Raw genomic sequence first — 18621 nt, forward strand, 5'->3', positions numbered from 1 at the left:
CTGAGAATGGATTAAATCTGCGCTGGATTGGATCCAAAAACATGCTCAGTGGCTCCCGATTCCCTCTCGTGTCCCTGCGGTTAAAGGCGTGTGAAGCGGATCCCGGAGAGCGTGTGGCACACGACGGGGGCGTCCTCGGCCCCAGGCCCCGGTGCCGCCGAAGATCACGCCGTCCGCGCGGACGGCTTGCGCAGCGCCCGCACGGCTCCGGGCAGCACCGGCCGCGACCTCGCAGTGGTGAGGGTTTCGACGCCCCGGTCTTCGAAGGAGCGCAGGGTTTCATCGGTGACGACCGATCCCGGAAAGCGCGCCACGACTTCTGCGCTGCGGCAGGTGGCCTCACTGGGCGCCGGCCTGCGGCACACGCGGGATCCCGCACAGCAGCTCCCGGTCCGGAAGCGGCTTGCGGCCCGGACACCTGAAGCGCCGCTCACGCCGCGGCAACCGCGGCTCAACCGCGGCTCAAGACGGTCCGCAGCTCATCCGGCACGGTCCACGGAGTCGTCCCCGGCTCTTTGCTTCAGCTGCTCATGTCCGGAAACGGGGCGTCGATAGCATTCCGGCATTTCCGGCGGGACCGGTCACCACTCGTAGGGGTTCGCGGGGGCGCCGTACGGGTCCTGCGAAGGGTGCGTGGGGCGATGAGGGGTGCCCGGTCGGCCGGTGGCGCCGGGTGCCGGCTGGGTGGGGACGCCGAACTGGCCGGTCCCGCCGGGTGCCGGGCGGTTCCGGGTGCTGTACCGGTCCGTGGCGGACGGCGCGGTGCGTGCCGCCGTGCCGTACCGGTCCGCGCCGCCGGGAGTCGGGCGGCCGTTGCGGCCTCGGGGCGGGCGCCCGCCGCGCCGGCCCGGTGGGCGTGAGCGTGCCGCCCGGGGCGACGGCGCCGGCCGGGCGTTCTTCCCGGGAGCCCGGCGGTTCCAGTCCCCTTCGCCCAGGACCAGCAGCGGGTCGAACATCACCACCACCCCGGCCAGCAGCAGGAACACGGCCGGGCCGAGCAGCATGGGCAGCAGCAGCGAGGTCGGTGACGCACTCGACCAGGAGGTGACGGACGCCGCGTGCACATCGACGCGCACGGCGGCCATGGCGGTGTAGTGCATGCCCGACACGGCCAGGCCCATCACCAGGCTGGCGCCCAGACTCGCCGTGAAGCCCCGCACCGACACGGCCGCCCACAGTGCCGCCGTCGCCGCCGCGATCGCGATCAGCACGGACAGTGCGACCGTCACCCGGTCGTAGTGAATCGTTCCGTCAAGGCGGAGCGCGGCCATGCCCAGGTAGTGCATGGCCGCCACGCCCAGACCGGTGACGACACCGGCCGTCCAGAGCGTTCCCGTGGTCGCGCCCCGGTAGCCGACCGCGAACACGCCGATGCCGACCACCAGGACCGCCACCGCGAGACTGAGCAGGGTCAGGCCCACGTCGTAGCGGATTGTGGTCTCCCGGACATGGAAGCCGATCATCGCGATGAAGTGCATCGTCCAGATGCCGCAGCCGATCGAGGCCGCCCCCAGCGCGAGCCAGCCGGGCCGCCACGACTGCCCGTGGTGGTACAGCGACCTGACGATGCAGCGCAGCCCCAGTGCCCCGCCCAGACAGGCCATCAGATAGGCCGCGACCGGAGTCACGGCGCCGTAGTGGAAACCGTCCGTCGTGCCGTGCATGTGTGCAACTCCCCCCAGAGTCACGGCTGTTGTGGGGGAAGGTACTACGCGCCGGGGGCGTGCGCCGGGACTTCGGCCGCCTCCGGGGCCGAAGGGTCGACACAGCTGCCGCAGGGGAGGTCTTCGGACGGGGTACAGGCGGGGTACAGGCGGGGCTCAGGGTGCGACGATCTTGATCGCGCTCATCCAGCCGTGCCCCCCGGGCCGTGTCTGCAGGGCCATGTGCAGCAGCTGGATGCCCTCCAGCTCCCGGGCGTGCCGCAGGCCGCCGACGACCACCGGGTTGAGTCCGCCGGAGGAGACCAGCTCGGCCACCTGGTCGCGGGCCGCCGCGTCGTCGCCGGCGATGAACACGTCCAGCGGCAGCCCGCCCACCTCGCCCGCGACCAGCGAGCCCGCGAACGTGGTGTTGAACGCCTTCACCACGTGCGTGCCCGGTGCGGCGGCCTCCGCGAGCTGCTGGGCGCCGGAGCTGTCCGCGGGCACCGTGAGCGAGTCGAAGGTGGAGAAGTCCACCGGGTTCGAGATGTCGACGACCGTCTTCCCCGCGAGCTGGTCCCCGTACTCGGTCACGACCTGCCTGGCCGCGTCGAACGGCACGGCCAGCACCACCACGTCCGCGGACCCGACCGCGTCCGGCACGGCGGGCGCCACATCCGCCCCCGGCGTACGCTCGCCCAGGGCGTCGGCGAGCGTGGCGGCCTTGGCGGGGTCCGTGCCGATCAGCCGGACCGTGTGCCCGCCCGCCAGGGCGCGGGTGGCGATACCGCCCGCCATGTTGCCTGTGCCGACGATGAAGACCCGCATGGGTGAGCCCCTTCCGTGGGGTGGGAGCTGCCGACGGCCGGTCCGGGGCGCGAGGTCGCCACACTCCGGCTCAATAAGGATAAATCGGTCGGCTTGCCGCGGCTCGGGCTGGTGACAGGGGGTGGTCGTCGGCTCTCGTCGGCCCGACGGCCGGGCCGGGTTCCTCGCCCCGCTCTCCTGGTGGCCGGCTGTGGCGGGTAGCGTGGCGATCATGGGGGACTGGAAGACGCGGCCGGCGTCGGACGCGGACGTCGAGGCGGTGGCCGAACTGCGTGCCGTCGTACTGCGGGACGACCTGGAGCGGCTCGGCCGGTACGACGCGCGGCGGGTCCGGCAGCGGCTGCGGGACGGGTTCGCCGCGGCCCACACCCGGGTGATCGAGGTGGGTGGCGCCTTCGCCGGCTGTGTGGCGCTGCGGCCGGCCGGGGACGCCCGCCGGCTGGAGCACTTCTATCTGGCGCCGCACGTGCAGGGCGGCGGCATCGGCTCGGCCGTGCTGCGCGAGCTGCTGGAGGGGTGCGACCGCGACGGCGTCCCCGTCCGGCTGAACGTCCTGCAGGGCAGCGCGGCCCGGCGGCTGTACGAGCGGCACGGGTTCCTGGTCGAGACCGAGGATCCGGTGGACGTGTTCATGGTTCGCCTGCCCGCCCCGCGCGTGCCGTCCCCGCCCTCCCGCTGAACACCGGTCCGCCCGGACCGCCCCGCCCTGCATAGGGAAAACCCTCGACTGACCTCGACGTGACTGACATGTGCGGGTCAAATCTGGAATCCTCGCTCACCACACGCTTTCTCCATGGCGTGTCCACGGATCACGGACCACGCACCCCGGTTCCTGGATCCCGGTTCCCGCACAGCTCAGCTCGTCCCGGACAGCACATCCCCGTCTGCCCGGTCTGTCACCGGCCGCGACCCGGCGGCCGCAGCAGGAGGAGTACGAGTGAGACGTCTTCCCCACAGACGGGCCACGGTCGGAGCCGCACTGGTCTCCACCGCCGCCTTCCTCGCCGTCGGCATCCAGTCGGTCCCGGCGAACGCCAAGCCCGCCACCCCCCACCCCAGCCCCGTACGCACCGGCGGCCTGGAGGCCAAGCTCACCCCCGCCCAGCATTCCGCGCTGCTCAAGAGCGCCCGGCAGAAGACCGCCACGACCGCCCGCACCATCGGTCTCGGTGCCAAGGAGAAGCTGGTCGTCAAGGACGTCGTCAAGGACAACGACGGCACCGTGCACACCCGTTACGAGCGCACCTACGCCGGTCTGCCGGTCCTCGGCGGCGACCTGGTCGTGCACACCCCGCCCGCCTCCCTCGCGGCCGGCACGGTGAGCACGACCTTCAACAACAAGCGCACCATCGCGGTCTCCACGGTCAGCGCGGCCTACAGCAAGTCGGCCGCCCAGACCAAGGCGCTCAAGGCGGCCAAGGCCCTCGACGCCCAGAAGCCCACCACCGACAGCGCCCGCAAGGTGATCTGGGCCGGCAACGGCACCCCGAAGCTCGCCTGGGAGACCGTGGTCGGCGGCCTCCAGGACGACGGCACACCCAGCCAGCTGCACGTCATCACCGATGCCACCACCGGCGCGGAGCTCTATCGCTACCAGGGCATCAAGACCGGTACCGGCAACACCCAGTACAGCGGCACGGTCACCCTGAACACCACGCTGTCCGGTTCGACGTACCAGCTGTACGACACCACGCGCGGCGGCCACAAGACGTACAGCCTCAACAACGGCACGTCGGGCACCGGCACCCTGATGACCGACACCGACGACGTCTGGGGCACCGGAGCCGGCTCCAACACCCAGACCGCCGGCGCCGACGCCGCCTACGGCGCCCAGACGACCTGGGACTTCTACAAGAACACCTTCGGTCGCAGCGGCATCAAGAACGACGGTGTCGCCGCCTACAGCCGCGTCCACTACAGCACGGCGTACGTCAACGCCTTCTGGGACGACACCTGCTTCTGCATGACGTACGGCGACGGCACGAGCAGCACCCACGCGCTCACCTCGCTCGACGTCGCGGGCCACGAGATGAGCCACGGCGTCACCTCGAACACCGCCGGTCTCAACTACACCGGTGAGTCGGGCGGGTTGAACGAGGCGACCTCCGACATCTTCGGCACCGGCGTGGAATTCTACGCCAACAACTCCACCGACGTCGGTGACTACCTCATCGGCGAGAAGATCGACATCAACGGCGACGGCACGCCGCTGCGTTACATGGACGAGCCGGACAAGGACGGTTCGTCGGCCGACAGCTGGTACTCCGGGGTCGGCAACCTCGACGTGCACTACTCCTCGGGCCCGGCGAACCACATGTTCTACCTGCTGTCCGAGGGCAGCGGCAGCAAGACCATCAACGGCGTCACGTACAACAGCCCGACCTCCGACGGCGTCGCCGTCGCCGGCATCGGCCGGGCCGCGGCCCTGCAGATCTGGTACAAGGCGCTGACGACGTACATGACGTCCAGCACCAACTACGCGGGCGCCCGCACCGCCGCCCTGAGCGCGGCCGCGGCGCTGTACGGCACCAGCTCCACCCAGTACGCGGGTGTCGGCAACGCGTTCGCCGGCATCAACGTCGGCAGCCACATCACCGTGCCCACCTCGGGCGTCACGGTCACCAACCCGGGCAGCCAGTCCTCGACCGTCGGTACCGCGGTGAGCCTGCAGATATCGGCGAGCAGCACCAACAGCGGCTCGCTGACCTACGCGGCGACCGGACTGCCGACCGGCCTGTCGATCTCCAGCTCCACCGGGGCCATCACCGGCACCCCCACGACGGCGGGCACCTACAGCACGACCGTCACGGTGACCGACTCCACCGGGGCCACCGGCACCGCGTCCTTCACCTGGACGGTCAGCTCCAGCGGAGGCGGCGGCAGCTGCACCTCCACGCAGCTCCTCGGCAACGCCGGCTTCGAATCGGGCAACACCACCTGGACCGCGACCAGCGGCGTCATCACCAACTCCAGCAGCGAGGCCGCCCACGCGGGCTCGTACAAGGCCTGGCTCGACGGCTACGGATCGACCCACACCGACACGCTCTCCCAGTCGGTGACGATCCCGTCCGGCTGCACCGCCACCACCTTCACCTTCTACCTGCACGTCGACACGGCCGAGACCTCCACCAGCACCCAGTACGACAAGCTGACGGTCACCGCCGGTTCGACCACCCTGGCCACGTACTCCAACCTCAACGCGGCCACCGGGTACGTGCAGAAGTCCTTCAGCCTCGGGTCCTACGCGGGCTCGACCGTCGCCCTGAAGTTCAGCGGTGTCGAGGACTCCTCGCTCCAGACCAGCTTCGTCGTCGACGACACCGCCGTCACGACCGGCTGACGTACCGCAGCTGAAGCCGAGCGTCCCGCACCCGCGACCCGGGTGCGGGACGCTCGCGCGGATCAGCTCAGCGGGTCCAGCGTGAGGTACGCCTGCTGCGGACTGCCGTCGTTGACCAGCGACTCCTGGTTGCCGACGTCGTCGAAGGCGAAGGCGTAGGCCTTGCCGTCGGCCATCTGCGCGTGGATCTTGCGCGCGTAGTGGTTGGTGACCGTGTCCAGGTAGAAGTCGGCCGGGTTGGTGTCCGGCTGGTTGGCACTGGTCAGCAGCGTCGACCGGTTGAAGCCCGCGCAGAGTGTGCGCGATATCGGGCCGCGTACCAGGTCGTTGGGCGCGTCGAGCAGGTTGTGGCAGCCGAAGATGCTGTTCGCGTCCGGCTTCTGGAAGCTCGTCACCACCGCTCCGGCGGAGTTGGTGAAGTTCATGACGTTCCCCGAGACCCGGCCGTAGTACTTGGTGTTCGGCTGGTCGGCGAACGGCGTGACGGTCAGGGTCGACGTCGAGTACTTCGACCAGACCCGGTTGACATAGTCGTCCATGACGGTCGACGGCAGCGCCCCGGTCTCCACGCCGTACAGCGGGGAGAGCGCGCGGAGCACGGTGCCGTCGGACCGGGTCTGGACCAGGTTCGCCCAGCCGCCGGGCTGGCCGCGCAGGGCGCTGAAGAACCCGTTGTAGCCACCCGACTTGAGGTGCCCGGTACTGGCCGTGCTGCCGTCGGCGCGCTGCACTCCGACCGCGTACGGCACCGAGAACATGTCCACCTGGGTGCTGTTGATCCACAGACCCGAGTCGTTCAGCGTGTACTCGGACCAGTTGAAGAGGATGTTGCGGTTGGGGTCGGTCGGGTTCTGCACCGCGGGCTGCACCAGGCCGCCGGTGGTCAGTCTGAAGTCCAGCTTCTGGCCGTAGGAGAAGTAGATCCGGCCGGAGAACTTCGGGATCCGGATCGTCTTCGACTGGCCCGCCGCCGGGCCCGTGATCGAGGCGTCCGGCGCCGGGGTCGGCGGGTTGCCGCCGGCCGGCCAGGCGTGGAAGGTGCCGTTGGCGTCGGCCCAGCCCTGCTGTCCCGTGCTGAGCTGGGTGCCGAGGTCGTACACGTACACCTGGTCGGTACGGCCGGAGTTGTTGGTGATCTTCAGTGGGATCGTGTCCGGCACCGCCGCGTCGGCCGGCTGCGGCGTGCCCAGGCTGAGCACTCCGCCGATCAGCGCCGCCGCGGCCGTCAGGGGCAGCGTCCGGCGTGCGAGTCCTGTGCGCACTCTCCACCTCCGTGTGGGGTCGGGGTTGGTACGGAAATTGGTCCGGACCAATTTTGAGAGCGCTCTCAGCGTGGCGGTGGGGCGGGTTCATGTCAATGCGCAGGACGAAAGAAGGGACCCGTCGGTCGACGGGCCCCTTCTTTCGGTGACGTCTGGTTCGGTGACGTCGGTGGATCAGAGAGCGCGCTTCAGCAGGTCGAGCAGCGCGGCCCAGTGGCGCTCGGCGGCCTCGGCGGAGTACGCCGGGGTGTCGGCCTGCGTATAGCCGTGCGCGGCACCCGGGTAGACCTCGCAGGTGTTGCGGATGCCGGCGGCGTCGAGTGCCTCCTGGAAGGTGCGGATCTGCTCCGCGGTCATCGAGTGGTCCTGGTCGGCGAAGCCGAAGTACAGCTCCGCGGTGATGGGGCCGACCATCAGGTGCGGGCTGTCCGGGGTGTCGTTGACCAGTCCGCCGCCGTGGAAGCCGGCCGCCGCGGCGACCCGCTCCGGGAAGACAGCGGCGGTCCCCACGGCCAGCCGGGCACCCATGCAGTAACCGGTGATGCCGACCGGTCCGTCCGCCACCAGCGGGCTGTCGGCCAGCCAGTTCAGGTAGGCGTCGGCGTCCCGCTTGACGCGGTCGGGCGTCAGCGACTGCAGGATCGGCATGATCCGCTGCCAGATGGTCGGGTCCGCGGCCGGGTCGATGAACTCGGGCAGCTCCACGACCGGCGTACGGCCGCTGCGGTAGAAGACGTTCGGGATCAGCACTGTGTAGCCCGCGGCGGCGAGCCGGTCCGCCATCGACTTCAGGTGGGGACGGATTCCGTACGCGTCCTGGTAGAAGAGCACGCCCGGGTGGGGGAGTCCGTCGGCGGGATGGGCCAGGTAGGCGTCGGCGACACCGTCCTCGGTGGTGATGTCCACGTCGGTTCCCTGTACGGCGGTCATGGCGCAAGTGCCTCTCTGTGGAGTCGGCGTCGGGGTGGGGGACACCCGGCGCGGCATGTCGCGATCATCGTGGCACGCCGGGGTGAGCGAGCCGCGGACGGGGGATCGTCGAGTTCACTCGAAGCGGGAGGTGTCGCCCGCGCCCCGGCGGACGATCTCCGCCTCCCCGCCGGAGAAGTCGATGACCGTGGTCGGCTCGGTGCCGCACTCCCCGGAGTCGACCACCGCGTCCACCTGGTGGTCCAGCCGGTCCTTGATCTCCCAGCCCTGGGTCAGCGGCTCCGCCTCGTCCGGCAGGAGCAGGGTGCTGGACAGCAGCGGCTCGCCGAGTTCCGCCAGCAGCGCCTGGGTGACCACATGGTCGGGGATGCGGACGCCGACGGTCTTCTTCTTCGGGTGCAGCAGCTTGCGCGGCACCTCCCGGGTCGCCGGGAGGATGAAGGTGTAGCTGCCGGGCGTCGATGCCTTCACGGCCCGGAACACGTCGTTGTCCACGCGCACGAACTGGCCGAGCTGCGCGAAGTCACGGCACATCAGGGTGAAGTGGTGCCGGTCGTCCAGATGCCGGATGCTGCGGATCCGGTCGATGCCGTCCCGGCTGCCGAGCTGGCAGCCCAGCGCGTAGCAGGAGTCGGTCGGGTATGCGATGAGCGACCCCGACCGCACCGAGTCGGCGATCTGGGAGATGCTGCGCGGCTGCGGGTTGTCGGGGTGCACGTCGAAGTACTTCGCCATCCGCCGAGCTTATGCCGTACGGCGACTCTCGGCCGACCTGGCCGGACACGCGCCGGACGGCTACGAGGCCGTACCCGGCGATACCGGGATGCGTGCAGGCCCCTGCCCGCCCTAGGCGGGTCCGGCGAAGTCCGCTGCGGTACGGCAGCGCCCCGAGGGGCGCTGGGGGTACCCCCGGCCGAAGGCTGGGGGAGGAACTGCGCGACCAGCCACGACGGCGCCGCAGTCGGCAGAAGACATATCGCGGCACTTCCAGCGGAGCGCTTGGTCGTGGCACGGCTCGGTGGCTCCGACGCGGCCCTCGTCGGCCCCGTGAATCAGTGGCTTCGGAATCGGTCTGCATGATCGGTGGATTCCGGGGCACCCGAGGGGCGAGCCACCCCGGGGCCCTCCCCCCGGCCCCGGGTGAGGCTTTCTCCGCCGGCGGCCCTTCCCCCGAGGGCCGCCGGCGGAGCCGTGCCCGGTGGCCGGGACCAGGCTTCGATCATCGGGTAACGTCCGTGGACCGAGGCTGAAGCGAGGGACGAGGGGCAGGGCGAGATGGCAGGCCGAGCAGGCGAGGGCCCCCAGTACCCGACACCCCTCGGCGACGACTGGGCCGCGCGGCTCCTCGACCATCTGCGTCCCGGCGCCCGCGACCCGCGCCGGGTCGTCGCCTGGCTCGCCGGCGCGGTGCAGGGGGCAGTCTGCCTCCAGGACGCCGCCGGCACGGTGCTCGCCGGGACCGGGATCCCCCTCGACGCCGACCTCGTCGCCGACGTGGTCGCCGGACGGATCTCGGCCGCCGCGGTCCAGGACGGCGACCGCCACCTGCGGCTCGTCGCCGTCCGCGCCTCCGACCCGCGTCCGGCGGCCGCCGGACTGCTCGCCGTGGCCCGCGAGACCCCCTTCGACCGGCGCGCCGCCGAGATCGTCACCCACACCGCCGGGGTCGTCGAGCTCCTGCTGCGCGAGCGGGAGCTGACAGCCGCCGGGCACCGGCTCCGGCGGGCCGCAGCCGACCTGCGCCTCGCCATCCTGCAACTCCTGATGGTGGAGGACACGGTCTCCGCCCGCCGCGTCGCCTCCGGCCTGTGGCCCGGCCTGCTCGACACCGACAGCGCCTGTGTGTACATCGTCGAGGGGCAGCCGGCGGAACGCGACGGCCTCGCCGAGGACTGCCTCGACATGACCCGCGGCCAGGCCCTCGTGGTGCGCTGCCCCGCCATGGACGGCCACGTCATCGTCCTCAGCCCCGCGCCCGCGACGGCGGAGCGGCTGCGCTCACTGGTCGACGGCCGCCCCGGCACCTTCCTCGGCGGCAGCGTCCGGCAGAGCCTGGCCCAGACGGCCACCGCCTACGGCCAGGCCGTCAGCGCCCTCGCCGTCGCCCACTTCCGCCCCGACCAGGCCGCCGTCTACGCCGAACGCACCCACCCGGAACGGCTGATGGACCCCACCGTGCTGCACGCCTGGTCCACCGCCGTGCTGCGGCCGCTCGACACCCTGCCCCACCACACCCGCGCGGAACTCCTCGCCACCACCCGCCTCGGCCTGGAGTTCACCGCCGTCAGCGCGGCCAAGGTCCTCGGCGTCAGCCGCAACACCGTGCGCGCCCGCATGGACCGGGTCGAGGCGTTGCTCGGCGCCGACTTCTCCGACCTCACCGTGCGCGCCACCGCCCATCTGGCCCTGAACACCCATGCGGCCCTGACGGAGGATCTCGCCGCTACGGTGCCCGAGCCGTCCGGCGTCCGCCTGGACGACCTGCTGGCGAGTCCGGCGCTGCGGGCCTGGGCGCACGACCTCCTGGACCGGCTGGTCCGGGACGGCCGCGACCTGCGCGGCACCCTGCGCGCCTGGATCGCCGCCGACGGGAACGCCGAACGCGCCGCCCAGGACCTGGGCGTGCACGCCCAGACCGTCCGCGAACACGTGCGGGGCGCCGAACCCGTCCTGGAACGCCAGCTGCTGGCCGCCGGCACCGACCTGTACGAGGTCGTCCTGGCCCACCTCGCCCTCGGGGACCTCACCGCCCCCGCCCTGCTCCGGGCGAATCAGGGCCAACCGGACTCACCTGTGCACGGGTGAGTCCTCGGCGTCCACGAACGGGCATCGGCGCGATACCCAACGGCCGGATCCGGACGTATGTTCACGATGCGCGGGGGCACGACCGGAACGGGGGACCGGTCGCCGCCCCCGCGATCCCCGGTCGCCCCCTTGCGACCCCGTTCACGCCTCCAGGCACACCGGGATCTCCTGCCAGCCGAACGCGATGAACGACGGCACCTGCCGCAGCTCGTCCTCCCCGACCGCGAGCCGCAGCCCCGGGAACCGCTCGAACAGCGCGGGCAGCGCGGCCAGCGCCTCCGCCCGGGCGAGCGGTGCCCCGATGCAGCGGTGCACCCCGATCCCGAACGCCAGATGGTCGTCGCCACCCCGAGCGGCGTCGAACGCGGCCGCGTCCGGCCCGTAGTGCGCCGGGTCAAGGCCCGCCGCCGCGAACGTGGTGATGATCGCGTCCCCGGCCGGAATGGTGACGTCCCCGACCTTCAGGTCGCTCACCGCGAACCGCAGCGGCAGCGAGGCGATCGACGGATGGACCCGCAGCGTCTCGTCGATCACCGCGTCCCAGCCGACCGCCCCGGTCCGCACCGCCGCCAGCTGCGCCGGATCCGTCAACAGCGCCACGACCGCGTTGCCGATCAGGTTGACCGTGGTCTCGAAGCCGGCGCCGATCACCAGCAGCAGCGTGTACAGCAGCTCCTCGTCGCCGAGCCGGTCGCCGTCCTCGTCGCGGACCCGGATCAGCTCCGTGGTCATGTCGTCGCCCGGATGCTCCACCTTGTACGCGATCAGCCCGCCGAGGACCGTGCCGATCCGCTCCTGCACGAACGCCGCGTGCTCGGGGGTCGGGTCGGAGGTGTCCATGATGGCCGCGATCAGCGCACCGGTGTCGTCCCGCATCTCGTCGGGCACCCCGAACAGTTCGCAGATCATCCGCATGGGCAGCGGCTGTGCCAGTCCGGCCCGCAGGTCCACCACAGCGCCGTCGGATCCCGCGGCCGCCAGCGCGTCGAGCAGCTCCGAGGCGATCGCCGTGACACGCGGCCGCATCGCCTCGGTCCGCCGGTGCGTGAAGCTCGGCGCCACCAGCTTGCGCAGCCGGGTGTGGTCGGGGCCGTACGCGGAGAGCATGTTGAACACGCCGATCCAGCTCACCACCCAGCCCCAGGAGGGGTGTTCACCGATCTCCGGCCAGAGCCGCCAGTGCTTGCGCGGGTCCTTGCTGACCTGGGGATCGAGGATGAGTTCCTTGAGGACGTCGTAGCCGGTGGGCGCCCAGGCGGGTATGCCGCCGGGCAGTTCGACGGGCACGACGGGGCCGAGGGCGCGTAACCGTGCGCTCTCCGCCGGGATGTCGGAGCCGAACGGGTCGAGAGCGATGCGGTCGGTGACGGTCACGACGACTCTCCAGGCTGGTCGGGGGAGCGGGGGCTGAACCGGACGGGCAGCGAGGTCAGCGAGCGGTGGAACGGGCCGGGCCGCCAGCTGAGCTTCTCGCGGGGCAGGACCGGGTCGAGGTCGGGCAACCACAGGGTGAGCTGCTCGATCGCCTCGGTCGCGATGAGCAGCGCGTGGTGCCGGACCGGGCAGGCGTGCGGGCCGGCGCCCCACGACAGGTGCGAGGCGTCCGCGGCACGCCGGCCGCCGGTGTCCTCCCGCTCGGCGAACAGCCCCACGGCGCCGAAGGAGACCACCACCGGGATCGCCGGGCGGACCCACGCCCCGTGGAAGGAGACCGGCCGACGGGCGTAGTAGATGCCGTAGTTGGCCAGCGGGGTCTCGTGGTGCAGCACCTCGACCACCGCGTCCATGACCGGACGGGCGCCGCTGGTGAGCGTGGAGTAGTAGAGCGGGTTGCCGAGGATCCGGGAGAGCGCGTTGGAGACGAGGTTCGTGGTCGGCTCGTAGCCGGCGCCCAGGGTGAGGAACACCTGCCAGGTGACCTCCTCCGGGGTCAGCTGCGCGGGATGGTCCAGGAGCATGCTCGGCAGGTCCTCGCCGCGCTCCTCGACCTTCGCGGCGATCAGCCGCAGCACGTACTCGACGAAGTCCGCCTCGCCCTCGGCCGCCTGCGCGCCGCCCTCCATCATCTTCAGGAGGCCCTCGTTGAGCCGGTCGCCCTGGCTGTCCGGCAGCCCGAACAGGTTGTTGAACACCAGGGCCATCAGCGGCCGGGTGAAGTCGGTGACGAGATCCGCCTCGCCCTTGGGCCCGAAGCGGTCGACCAGCAGCCGTACCGCCCGGTGCACCAGCTGGCGCAGGTCGTGCGGCTCGATCAGGTCGAACACGTCGATGAGGGTGGTCCGGTACCGGATGTGCGCGTCGGCGTCGGAGAACAGGGCGTTGGGCCGCCAGCGCATCATGCCGAGCAGCGGGGAGTCCTCGGGTACGGTCGCCTCCCAGCCCCGCGGGTCGTGCGAGAAGGTCTCGATGTCCCGCAGCACGTCCAGGGCGGCGCGCCGCTCCGTGACCACGTACGCGGGCGTGCCCGGCGCGAGCTCCGCCCAGCCCACCGGGCCCTGGGCGCGCAGCGCCGCGTAGTAGCCGTGCGGGTTGCGGGCGAAACCGTCCTCCCACAGCCGCACCGGGCCGGAGACGGTGAAGGACTGCTGGGCGGTCATCGGGCCTCCGCCGGCCGGTCGTCGATCAGATGCTGGACGAGGGCGAGCAGCGCGTCGACCGAGGAATGCGCGTCCCGGGCGTCACAGGTCACCATCGGGGTGCCCGGCTCCAGATCCAGGGCGGCGCGCAGCTGGTCGCCCGTGTAGTGGCTCGGCGCGTCGGGAAACGCGTTGAAGGCGACCGCGTACGGCAGCCCCGCCTCCTCCACCAGGCCCAGTACGTCGAAGGAAGCGTCTATCCGGCGGCTGTCGACCAGGACCAGGGCACCGAGCGCCCCGTAGGAGATGTCGTCCCACAGCGTCCGGAACCGGTCCTGCCCAGGTGTCCCGAACAGGTACAGCACGATCCCGCCGGACAGGCTGATCCGCCCGAAGTCGATGGCGACGGTCGTCGTCTCCTTCTCCCGCACCCCGTCGAGGTCGTCGACATGGACGGAGGCCTCGGTGAGATGCTCCTCGGTGTGCAGCGGGCGGATCTCCGACACCGAGTCGATCAGGGTCGTCTTGCCCACCCCGAACGGGCCGGTGACCAGGATCTTCACCAGGTCGCGGGCGCCGTCGGGGAGATGGGTGCCGCCCGCGCGGGGCAGCTCACTGGTGCTTGAGGGCGCGGAGGCCATCGGCCACTCTCTTCAGCAGGTCGGGGTCGAACCGTTCGGCGGGCGGGATCGGCGCGCGGGCCTGGACCAGGTCCCGGTCGACGAGGTCGGCGGCCAGCACCCGGACGGCCGAGAACGGCAGCCGCAGCAGCGCCGCCGCCTCCACCACCGTCAGCGCGCCGCCGGACAGCAGCTCCAGCAGGGCCAGTTCGGCGGCCGGCAGGCCGACGGGCAGGGGGTTCCCGTCACGGGTGAGCACCGTCAGCCGTTCCAGGTGCGGACGGCTGGGCCGGGCCACGCCGCCGGTCGACAGGTACGCGGGGACCAGGGGACGGCCGCCACGGCGGCCGGTCATGCCGGTGCGCCGCCGTCGGAGCCTCTGGGCGCGGCCGCCATCGCCTTCTCACCCAGCCGGGCCACCTGCGAGTGCACCCGGTGCGCCAGCAGGTCGAGCCGCACCTCCGGGTCACCGTAGGCGGCCACACAGGTGCCGTGGTCGGTCGGCACGATCAGCACGTACCCGTGGTCCGACTCGATGACCACCTGCCGCACCTCGGCCCGGTCCCGGTCCGCGAACGCGGCCGCCGCGGCCCGGCAGGCGCCCTGCACGGTACTGGTGATCGCGGCCACCCGCTCCGCGCTCGCCTGGGACAGGCCGTCGGTGTAGCCGGTGGCAAGACCGTCCCGGGTGAGCAGGACGGCGGCCAGTACATGCGGTACCTGCAGGACGGGGTCCAGCACCCATGCCGTCTCGCCCGCATCGCGGCTGCTCATCTGGCCGCTCCTCCTTCGTCGTCGGTCCGGTGGGGATCGGGCGCGCTCGCCCGCTTGGGGGCCCGCGCCGCGGCGGTGCCGTACTGCAGGGCCGCGAGCGCCGCGGCCGCCTCCTCGGGGCGGCGCGCGGCGGCCTGCTGCGGTTCGGGCGAGCCGGGGGCGGCGGCACGGTGCCGACGGCGCCGCTGCGGCAGACCGCCCAGGTCACCCGGCTCCTCATGGCCGGGGGCGGGGGCGCGTTCGTGCTCGGCTGCCGGACCGGCCGGTGCCGGCGCGGCGGGCACCGGAGACTCGGCCGAGGCGATCTCGGGCACGGCCGTCTCCGGTACGCCTGCCTCGCGTACGGCTGTCTGACGCACGGGCGTCTCCCGCATCGCCGTCTCCCGCACGGCCCGCTCACGCACCGCTTCCCTGCGCGCCGCCCGCTCCCGGGTCGAGCGGGGCGCGCTGACCGACGGGGGCCGTTCGCCCGGGTCGATCCGGCCGAGCAGATGGCTGTCCACCCGCAGCACCGCGCGGACCCCGCCGTAGGGCGACGGGGACGAGACGTCGACGCCCAGGTCGAACTGGCGGGTGAGCTGGCCGATCGCGGCCAGGCCCATGCGCGGCGGGTCGCCCAGGTCGGTCAGCAGGATCGGGTCGCTGCCCGCCACCAGCCGCTGGGCACGGGCCCGTTCGTCCTGCGTCATGCCCAGACCCGCGTCGTCGACGGTCACGCACACCCCGTGGTGGACGTGCTCCAGATTGACCACGACGTCGGTGTCCGGCGCCGAGTGGCGCAGCGCGTTGTCGAGGAGTTCGGCGACGATGATGGCGACCGGCTCGACCGCGTGCGACACCAGGGCGGTGCCCGGCTCCAGATGGTTGTGGACCTGGACCCGGTGGTAGCCCGAGAGCCGGGCCTGGCCGCCGGTGACGGCGTCCACCACATGGGACTCCTCGCGGGCCAGCCCCACCCAGGCTCCGCACACCACGGCCGCGACCTGCGCCCGCCGCAGCGACTGCTCGTTCTCGTGGTCCAGCGCGAACAGTGTCTGCGCCAGTTCGGGGTCGTCATAGCGCTGTTGGAGCCCCCGCAGGGCGTCCTGCAGACGGTACAGGGCGGCCTGGATCTCCCGGGTGGCGCCCCGGAGGCCGGCCTGCGCGGCCGCGTCGATCCGGGTGCGCTGCGCGCTCAGCTCCTCGCGCAGCGCGGTGAGCACGTACTCCAGCGCGATCCCGGTGGGGGTCCCGGGCGTGTGCTGCCTGGCCGGGCCCGGCACCCTCAGGTGCGGATGCGCGAGCTGGGCCGCGGCCGCGGGCATCCGGCGGGCGGCGAGATGCTCGACCTCGGTGATGAACGCGCCCTCGGCGCCCTCCAGTTGGGCGCGCAGCTCCGTCACCTCGGCCCGCAGCGCCGCCTTCTGGCGCCGGGACCTGACCAGGCTGCCGCCGAGGGCGAGCGCGGAGAGCGTTCCGGCGGCGAGACCACCGGCCACCAGTTCCGGTAATTCGATCATGGAATCGGTTTCCAGGGGGAGTAGGGCAGCAGACGGCAGGGAGAGCCCGGGGTCCTCCCATGTGGCGCTCGCAGCACAGTACACACCGTCATTGACCGGCCCCGCACGGTGAATCGTTACATCACTTCGAATCCGCCCGGCGGCTGTTCGCTTCTGTGTCAACTGTCGGAAATGCCATGCGGGGGCGGTGAGTTGGGTTCCCGCGCGGGCCGAGTCGTCACCGCGTGGTCGTCACCGCGTGGCGGAGGCAGGCGCCGGCAGGTCGAAGACGTGGGCCGGGGAGAGGACCCGGGTGATCGCCTGGCCGAACAGGGTGCTGGGCTCGATGTCGCCCTTGTAGCCGATGTCGGTGTTGAGCAGCACGACCACGGTCGTCTGTGTCGACGGCAGGTAGACGGTGAGGGACTCGTAGCCCGGCAGGGAGCCGTTGTGCCCGATCCAGCCCTGGACGTCGAAGATGCCGAGGCCGTACCCGGCGCCCTGGATGCCGGTCGAGGGTGTGGTCAGCCGCTGTTTCTGGACGACCGGTCCGACCATGGTGGTGCCGTCGGGGAAGACGCCGGTGGCCACGGTGCGCGCCCAGGTGTGCAGATCGTCCAGGTTCGAGATCATCGCGCCGGCGGCCCAGCCCCAGGACGGGTTCCAGCCGGCGGTCTCCTCGACCTTCCCGGTCGCCGTCTGGTTCGTGTAGCCCTGTGCGTGCGGGGCGGGGAACTCGTTCCCGGTCGGGAACAGGGTGTGGCTCATGCCCGCCGGACCCAGGACGTGCTGTTCTAGGTAGTCGCCGAGCCGCTGCCCGCTCTCCTTCTCGACGAGCAGGCCGAGCAGGATCAGGTTGGTGTTGGAGTAGTAGAACTTCTCCCCGGGCTGGGACATCACCGGGTGTCTGAAGGAGTAGGCGAGCAGCTGCTGCGGGGTGAAGGCGCGCTGCGGATCCGAGGTCAGCGCCTTGAAGAAGCCTGTGTCCTCGGAGTAGTTGAACAGCCCGCTGCGCATCCCGGCCAGGTCTCGCAGCGTGATCCGGTCGCCGTTGGGTACCCCGTCGAGGTACTTGCCGATGGGGTCGTCCAGGCTCACTCTGCCCTGGTCGACCAGCTGGAGCAGTGCGGTCACCGTGAACGTCTTGGTCTCGCTGCCGATCCGCATGTACAGGTCGGGTGACATCTTCTGTCCGGTTGCCTTGTTCGCGACCCCGAACGAGCGAACGTAGTCGCTCCGGCCGGGCGTCCAGACGCCGACGGTCACGCCGGGTACGTCCGCCTCGCGCATGACGTGCTGTACGACCGCGTCGAGTTGGCGGGCCACCGCCGGGGTCAGGTCACGGACGCCCGGGCTGCCGGACGGCGACGGGGTGGGCGAGGGCGCGGCGAACGCGGCCGGTGCGGCGGCGGGTGCTCCGGCGAGGGGCACGGTGAGCGCCCCCAGCACGACGGCGATCGCGGCCGTCCGGCGCAGCCTGGCGGACGTGTACGGCATGGGCTGACTCCAAGCACGTGAGAGCGAACGTGCGGTGGGGTCGGACGTCAGAACCCTGACTTCACAGGATACGAGCGCGCGCCCGGCACCGCCTGCCGGCCGCGGGCCGCCGGAATGCCTGCAGGACGGGCGGCCGGGCCCGGTCGGGGGGCGCTCACCCGGCCCGGTGAGCGCGTCGGACGGCGCGTACCAACCAGCGCGTCCCGGGCGTTGCCCCGGTCTGGACGGAACCTCTCGCACGCCCTGGCGCACGGCCCAGGAACCGCGCGCCCTCCGCTCCCGTGAGCCGGTCTGCGCCCAACTCGTCCGGGAACGGCGGGAGCAGGGCCGCCGCCGACCTCTGGCCTCACTGCTCGTCGCACACCGGCCGCAGCACCGCCAGCGTGCCGTTGGCCTCCCGCAGCGCCAGCTCCAGCGTGGCCGGCGAGTGCAAGGCGCCACTGCCGTCGGGCGGCACCAGCCACTCCAGGAAACGCGCGGGCCGGTAGGGGGGCGGTACGGCGACCCACGCCCCCTTGCTCGTGTACCGCAGCCCGGCCCCGATCCAGCCGCCGTCGGGGTCGGGGGGCAGGAAGAACCCGACCCGGCCCGCCGCGGTGTCCACCAGGGTCGGCCCGGGCACCGGCAGGGACGGCCGCCACAGCAGGTCCAGCGTGAGCATGCCGAGCCGGTCCGGCACGCTCAGCACATCCCAGAAGCGTCCCGCCTCAAGGAGTGAGACGCCCTCACCGTGGTCCCACTCCCATTTGCACGTCCGGGGGTCCGCCGAGGCCGCCGCGAGCCATTCCACACCCTGCATCCACATCGTGTTCGTCATGCACTGCTCCGGGAGATATCCGCTCACCTGTTTCGGGTGCAGGGAACGACC

17 protein-coding genes are annotated in these 18621 nt (G+C 71.9%); 3 read left to right on the plus strand and 14 right to left on the minus strand.

What is annotated here, in order from left to right; all coding sequences use genetic code 11:
• Nucleotides 1-164: 164 nt before the first annotated feature.
• The 3 genes from KVT45_RS17325 to KVT45_RS17335 all read right to left on the minus strand — a co-directional run bounded on the left by KVT45_RS17325 (nt 165) and on the right by KVT45_RS17335 (nt 2471).
• Nucleotides 165-314, minus strand: coding sequence for a hypothetical protein (locus KVT45_RS17325; RefSeq protein WP_217548412.1), 150 nt, complete (start codon nt 312-314; stop codon nt 165-167).
• A gap of 267 nt (nt 315-581) precedes the next feature.
• Nucleotides 582-1664, minus strand: a complete 1083-nt coding sequence (locus KVT45_RS17330; protein ID WP_217548413.1) for an MHYT domain-containing protein — start codon at nt 1662-1664, stop codon at nt 582-584.
• A 156-nt stretch (nt 1665-1820) separates the two neighbouring features.
• Nucleotides 1821-2471 (minus strand): NADPH-dependent F420 reductase, encoded by a 651-nt coding sequence (locus KVT45_RS17335; protein ID WP_217548415.1) that lies wholly within the window; start codon nt 2469-2471, stop codon nt 1821-1823.
• Between the two features lie 211 nt (nt 2472-2682).
• Between KVT45_RS17335 and KVT45_RS17340 the strand changes: the two genes are divergently transcribed.
• Both KVT45_RS17340 and KVT45_RS17345 read left to right on the plus strand, forming a co-directional pair.
• Nucleotides 2683-3150 carry a GNAT family N-acetyltransferase gene (locus tag KVT45_RS17340; protein ID WP_217548417.1) on the plus strand — a complete coding sequence of 156 codons (468 nt, stop codon included), beginning with the start codon at nt 2683-2685 and terminating at the stop codon, nt 3148-3150.
• Nucleotides 3151-3408: 258 nt separating this feature from the next.
• On the plus strand, nt 3409-5811 hold the full coding sequence (locus KVT45_RS17345) for a M4 family metallopeptidase (RefSeq protein WP_217548419.1): 2403 nt from the start codon (nt 3409-3411) through the stop codon (nt 5809-5811).
• Nucleotides 5812-5873: 62 nt separating this feature from the next.
• Here KVT45_RS17345 and KVT45_RS17350 read toward each other — a convergent pair whose 3' ends face one another.
• The 3 genes from KVT45_RS17350 to KVT45_RS17360 form a co-directional block, all read right to left on the minus strand.
• Nucleotides 5874-7073, minus strand: a complete 1200-nt coding sequence (locus KVT45_RS17350; protein ID WP_217548421.1) for a glycoside hydrolase family 64 protein — start codon at nt 7071-7073, stop codon at nt 5874-5876.
• A gap of 174 nt (nt 7074-7247) precedes the next feature.
• Complete coding sequence (locus tag KVT45_RS17355) at nt 7248-8003, minus strand: dienelactone hydrolase family protein (protein ID WP_217548422.1); 756 nt, start codon at nt 8001-8003, stop codon at nt 7248-7250.
• A gap of 114 nt (nt 8004-8117) precedes the next feature.
• A complete protein-coding gene (locus tag KVT45_RS17360) occupies nt 8118-8738 on the minus strand; it encodes an L-threonylcarbamoyladenylate synthase (protein WP_150134708.1) in 621 nt (206 codons plus the stop codon).
• Between the two features lie 540 nt (nt 8739-9278).
• Between KVT45_RS17360 and KVT45_RS17365 the strand changes: the two genes are divergently transcribed.
• Nucleotides 9279-10808, plus strand: a complete 1530-nt coding sequence (locus KVT45_RS17365; RefSeq protein ID WP_217548424.1) for a helix-turn-helix domain-containing protein — start codon at nt 9279-9281, stop codon at nt 10806-10808.
• 141 nt (nt 10809-10949) lie between these two features.
• On the opposite strand, the gene KVT45_RS17370 is transcribed toward KVT45_RS17365, so the two are convergent.
• The 8 genes from KVT45_RS17370 to KVT45_RS17405 all read right to left on the minus strand — a co-directional run bounded on the left by KVT45_RS17370 (nt 10950) and on the right by KVT45_RS17405 (nt 18570).
• The gene (locus tag KVT45_RS17370) at nt 10950-12182 is read right to left on the minus strand and encodes a cytochrome P450 (RefSeq protein WP_217548425.1); all 1233 of its coding nucleotides are present in this window, start codon (nt 12180-12182) and stop codon (nt 10950-10952) included.
• Nucleotides 12179-13405 carry a cytochrome P450 gene (locus KVT45_RS17375; RefSeq protein ID WP_217548427.1) on the minus strand — a complete coding sequence of 409 codons (1227 nt, stop codon included), beginning with the start codon at nt 13403-13405 and terminating at the stop codon, nt 12179-12181. Before KVT45_RS17375 ends, KVT45_RS17370 begins: the two co-directional genes overlap by 4 nt.
• On the minus strand, nt 13402-14025 hold the full coding sequence (locus KVT45_RS17380; protein WP_217548429.1) for an ATP/GTP-binding protein: 624 nt from the start codon (nt 14023-14025) through the stop codon (nt 13402-13404). The genes KVT45_RS17375 and KVT45_RS17380 overlap by 4 nt, the downstream gene beginning before the upstream one ends.
• Nucleotides 13997-14359, minus strand: a complete 363-nt coding sequence (locus KVT45_RS17385; protein ID WP_217548431.1) for a DUF742 domain-containing protein — start codon at nt 14357-14359, stop codon at nt 13997-13999. Before KVT45_RS17385 ends, KVT45_RS17380 begins: the two co-directional genes overlap by 29 nt.
• Entirely contained in the window at nt 14356-14778 is a 423-nt protein-coding gene (locus KVT45_RS17390) for a roadblock/LC7 domain-containing protein (RefSeq protein ID WP_217548432.1), read from the minus strand. The genes KVT45_RS17385 and KVT45_RS17390 overlap by 4 nt, the downstream gene beginning before the upstream one ends.
• Nucleotides 14775-16277, minus strand: a complete 1503-nt coding sequence (locus tag KVT45_RS17395; protein WP_217548434.1) for an ATP-binding protein — start codon at nt 16275-16277, stop codon at nt 14775-14777. Before KVT45_RS17395 ends, KVT45_RS17390 begins: the two co-directional genes overlap by 4 nt.
• A 231-nt stretch (nt 16278-16508) precedes the next feature.
• The gene (locus KVT45_RS17400) at nt 16509-17753 is read right to left on the minus strand and encodes a serine hydrolase (protein WP_217548436.1); all 1245 of its coding nucleotides are present in this window, start codon (nt 17751-17753) and stop codon (nt 16509-16511) included.
• A gap of 346 nt (nt 17754-18099) precedes the next feature.
• On the minus strand, nt 18100-18570 hold the full coding sequence (locus KVT45_RS17405; RefSeq protein ID WP_217548438.1) for a hypothetical protein: 471 nt from the start codon (nt 18568-18570) through the stop codon (nt 18100-18102).
• Nucleotides 18571-18621: the final 51 nt, after the last annotated feature.

This window comes from Streptomyces sp. GbtcB6 (genome assembly GCF_019091475.1).
Taxonomy (GTDB): domain Bacteria; phylum Actinomycetota; class Actinomycetes; order Streptomycetales; family Streptomycetaceae; genus Streptomyces; species Streptomyces hyaluromycini.

Excerpts from the sequence above, each read along its gene's own strand:
- KVT45_RS17380 (WP_217548429.1), bottom strand. The coding sequence starts at position 14,025 with ATGGCCTCCGCGCCCTCAAGCACCAGTGAGCTGCCCCGCGCGGGCGGC.
- KVT45_RS17395 (WP_217548434.1), bottom strand. The coding sequence starts at position 16,277 with ATGATCGAATTACCGGAACTGGTGGCCGGTGGTCTCGCCGCCGGAACG.
- KVT45_RS17330 (WP_217548413.1), bottom strand. The coding sequence starts at position 1,664 with ATGCACGGCACGACGGACGGTTTCCACTACGGCGCCGTGACTCCGGTC.
- KVT45_RS17365 (WP_217548424.1), top strand. The coding sequence starts at position 9,279 with ATGGCAGGCCGAGCAGGCGAGGGCCCCCAGTACCCGACACCCCTCGGC.
- KVT45_RS17355 (WP_217548422.1), bottom strand. The coding sequence starts at position 8,003 with ATGACCGCCGTACAGGGAACCGACGTGGACATCACCACCGAGGACGGT.
- KVT45_RS17335 (WP_217548415.1), bottom strand. The coding sequence starts at position 2,471 with ATGCGGGTCTTCATCGTCGGCACAGGCAACATGGCGGGCGGTATCGCC.
- KVT45_RS17340 (WP_217548417.1), top strand. The coding sequence starts at position 2,683 with ATGGGGGACTGGAAGACGCGGCCGGCGTCGGACGCGGACGTCGAGGCG.
- KVT45_RS17385 (WP_217548431.1), bottom strand. The coding sequence starts at position 14,359 with ATGACCGGCCGCCGTGGCGGCCGTCCCCTGGTCCCCGCGTACCTGTCG.
- KVT45_RS17375 (WP_217548427.1), bottom strand. The coding sequence starts at position 13,405 with ATGACCGCCCAGCAGTCCTTCACCGTCTCCGGCCCGGTGCGGCTGTGG.
- KVT45_RS17360 (WP_150134708.1), bottom strand. The coding sequence starts at position 8,738 with ATGGCGAAGTACTTCGACGTGCACCCCGACAACCCGCAGCCGCGCAGC.
- KVT45_RS17400 (WP_217548436.1), bottom strand. The coding sequence starts at position 17,753 with ATGCCGTACACGTCCGCCAGGCTGCGCCGGACGGCCGCGATCGCCGTC.
- KVT45_RS17405 (WP_217548438.1), bottom strand. The coding sequence starts at position 18,570 with ATGACGAACACGATGTGGATGCAGGGTGTGGAATGGCTCGCGGCGGCC.
- KVT45_RS17390 (WP_217548432.1), bottom strand. The coding sequence starts at position 14,778 with ATGAGCAGCCGCGATGCGGGCGAGACGGCATGGGTGCTGGACCCCGTC.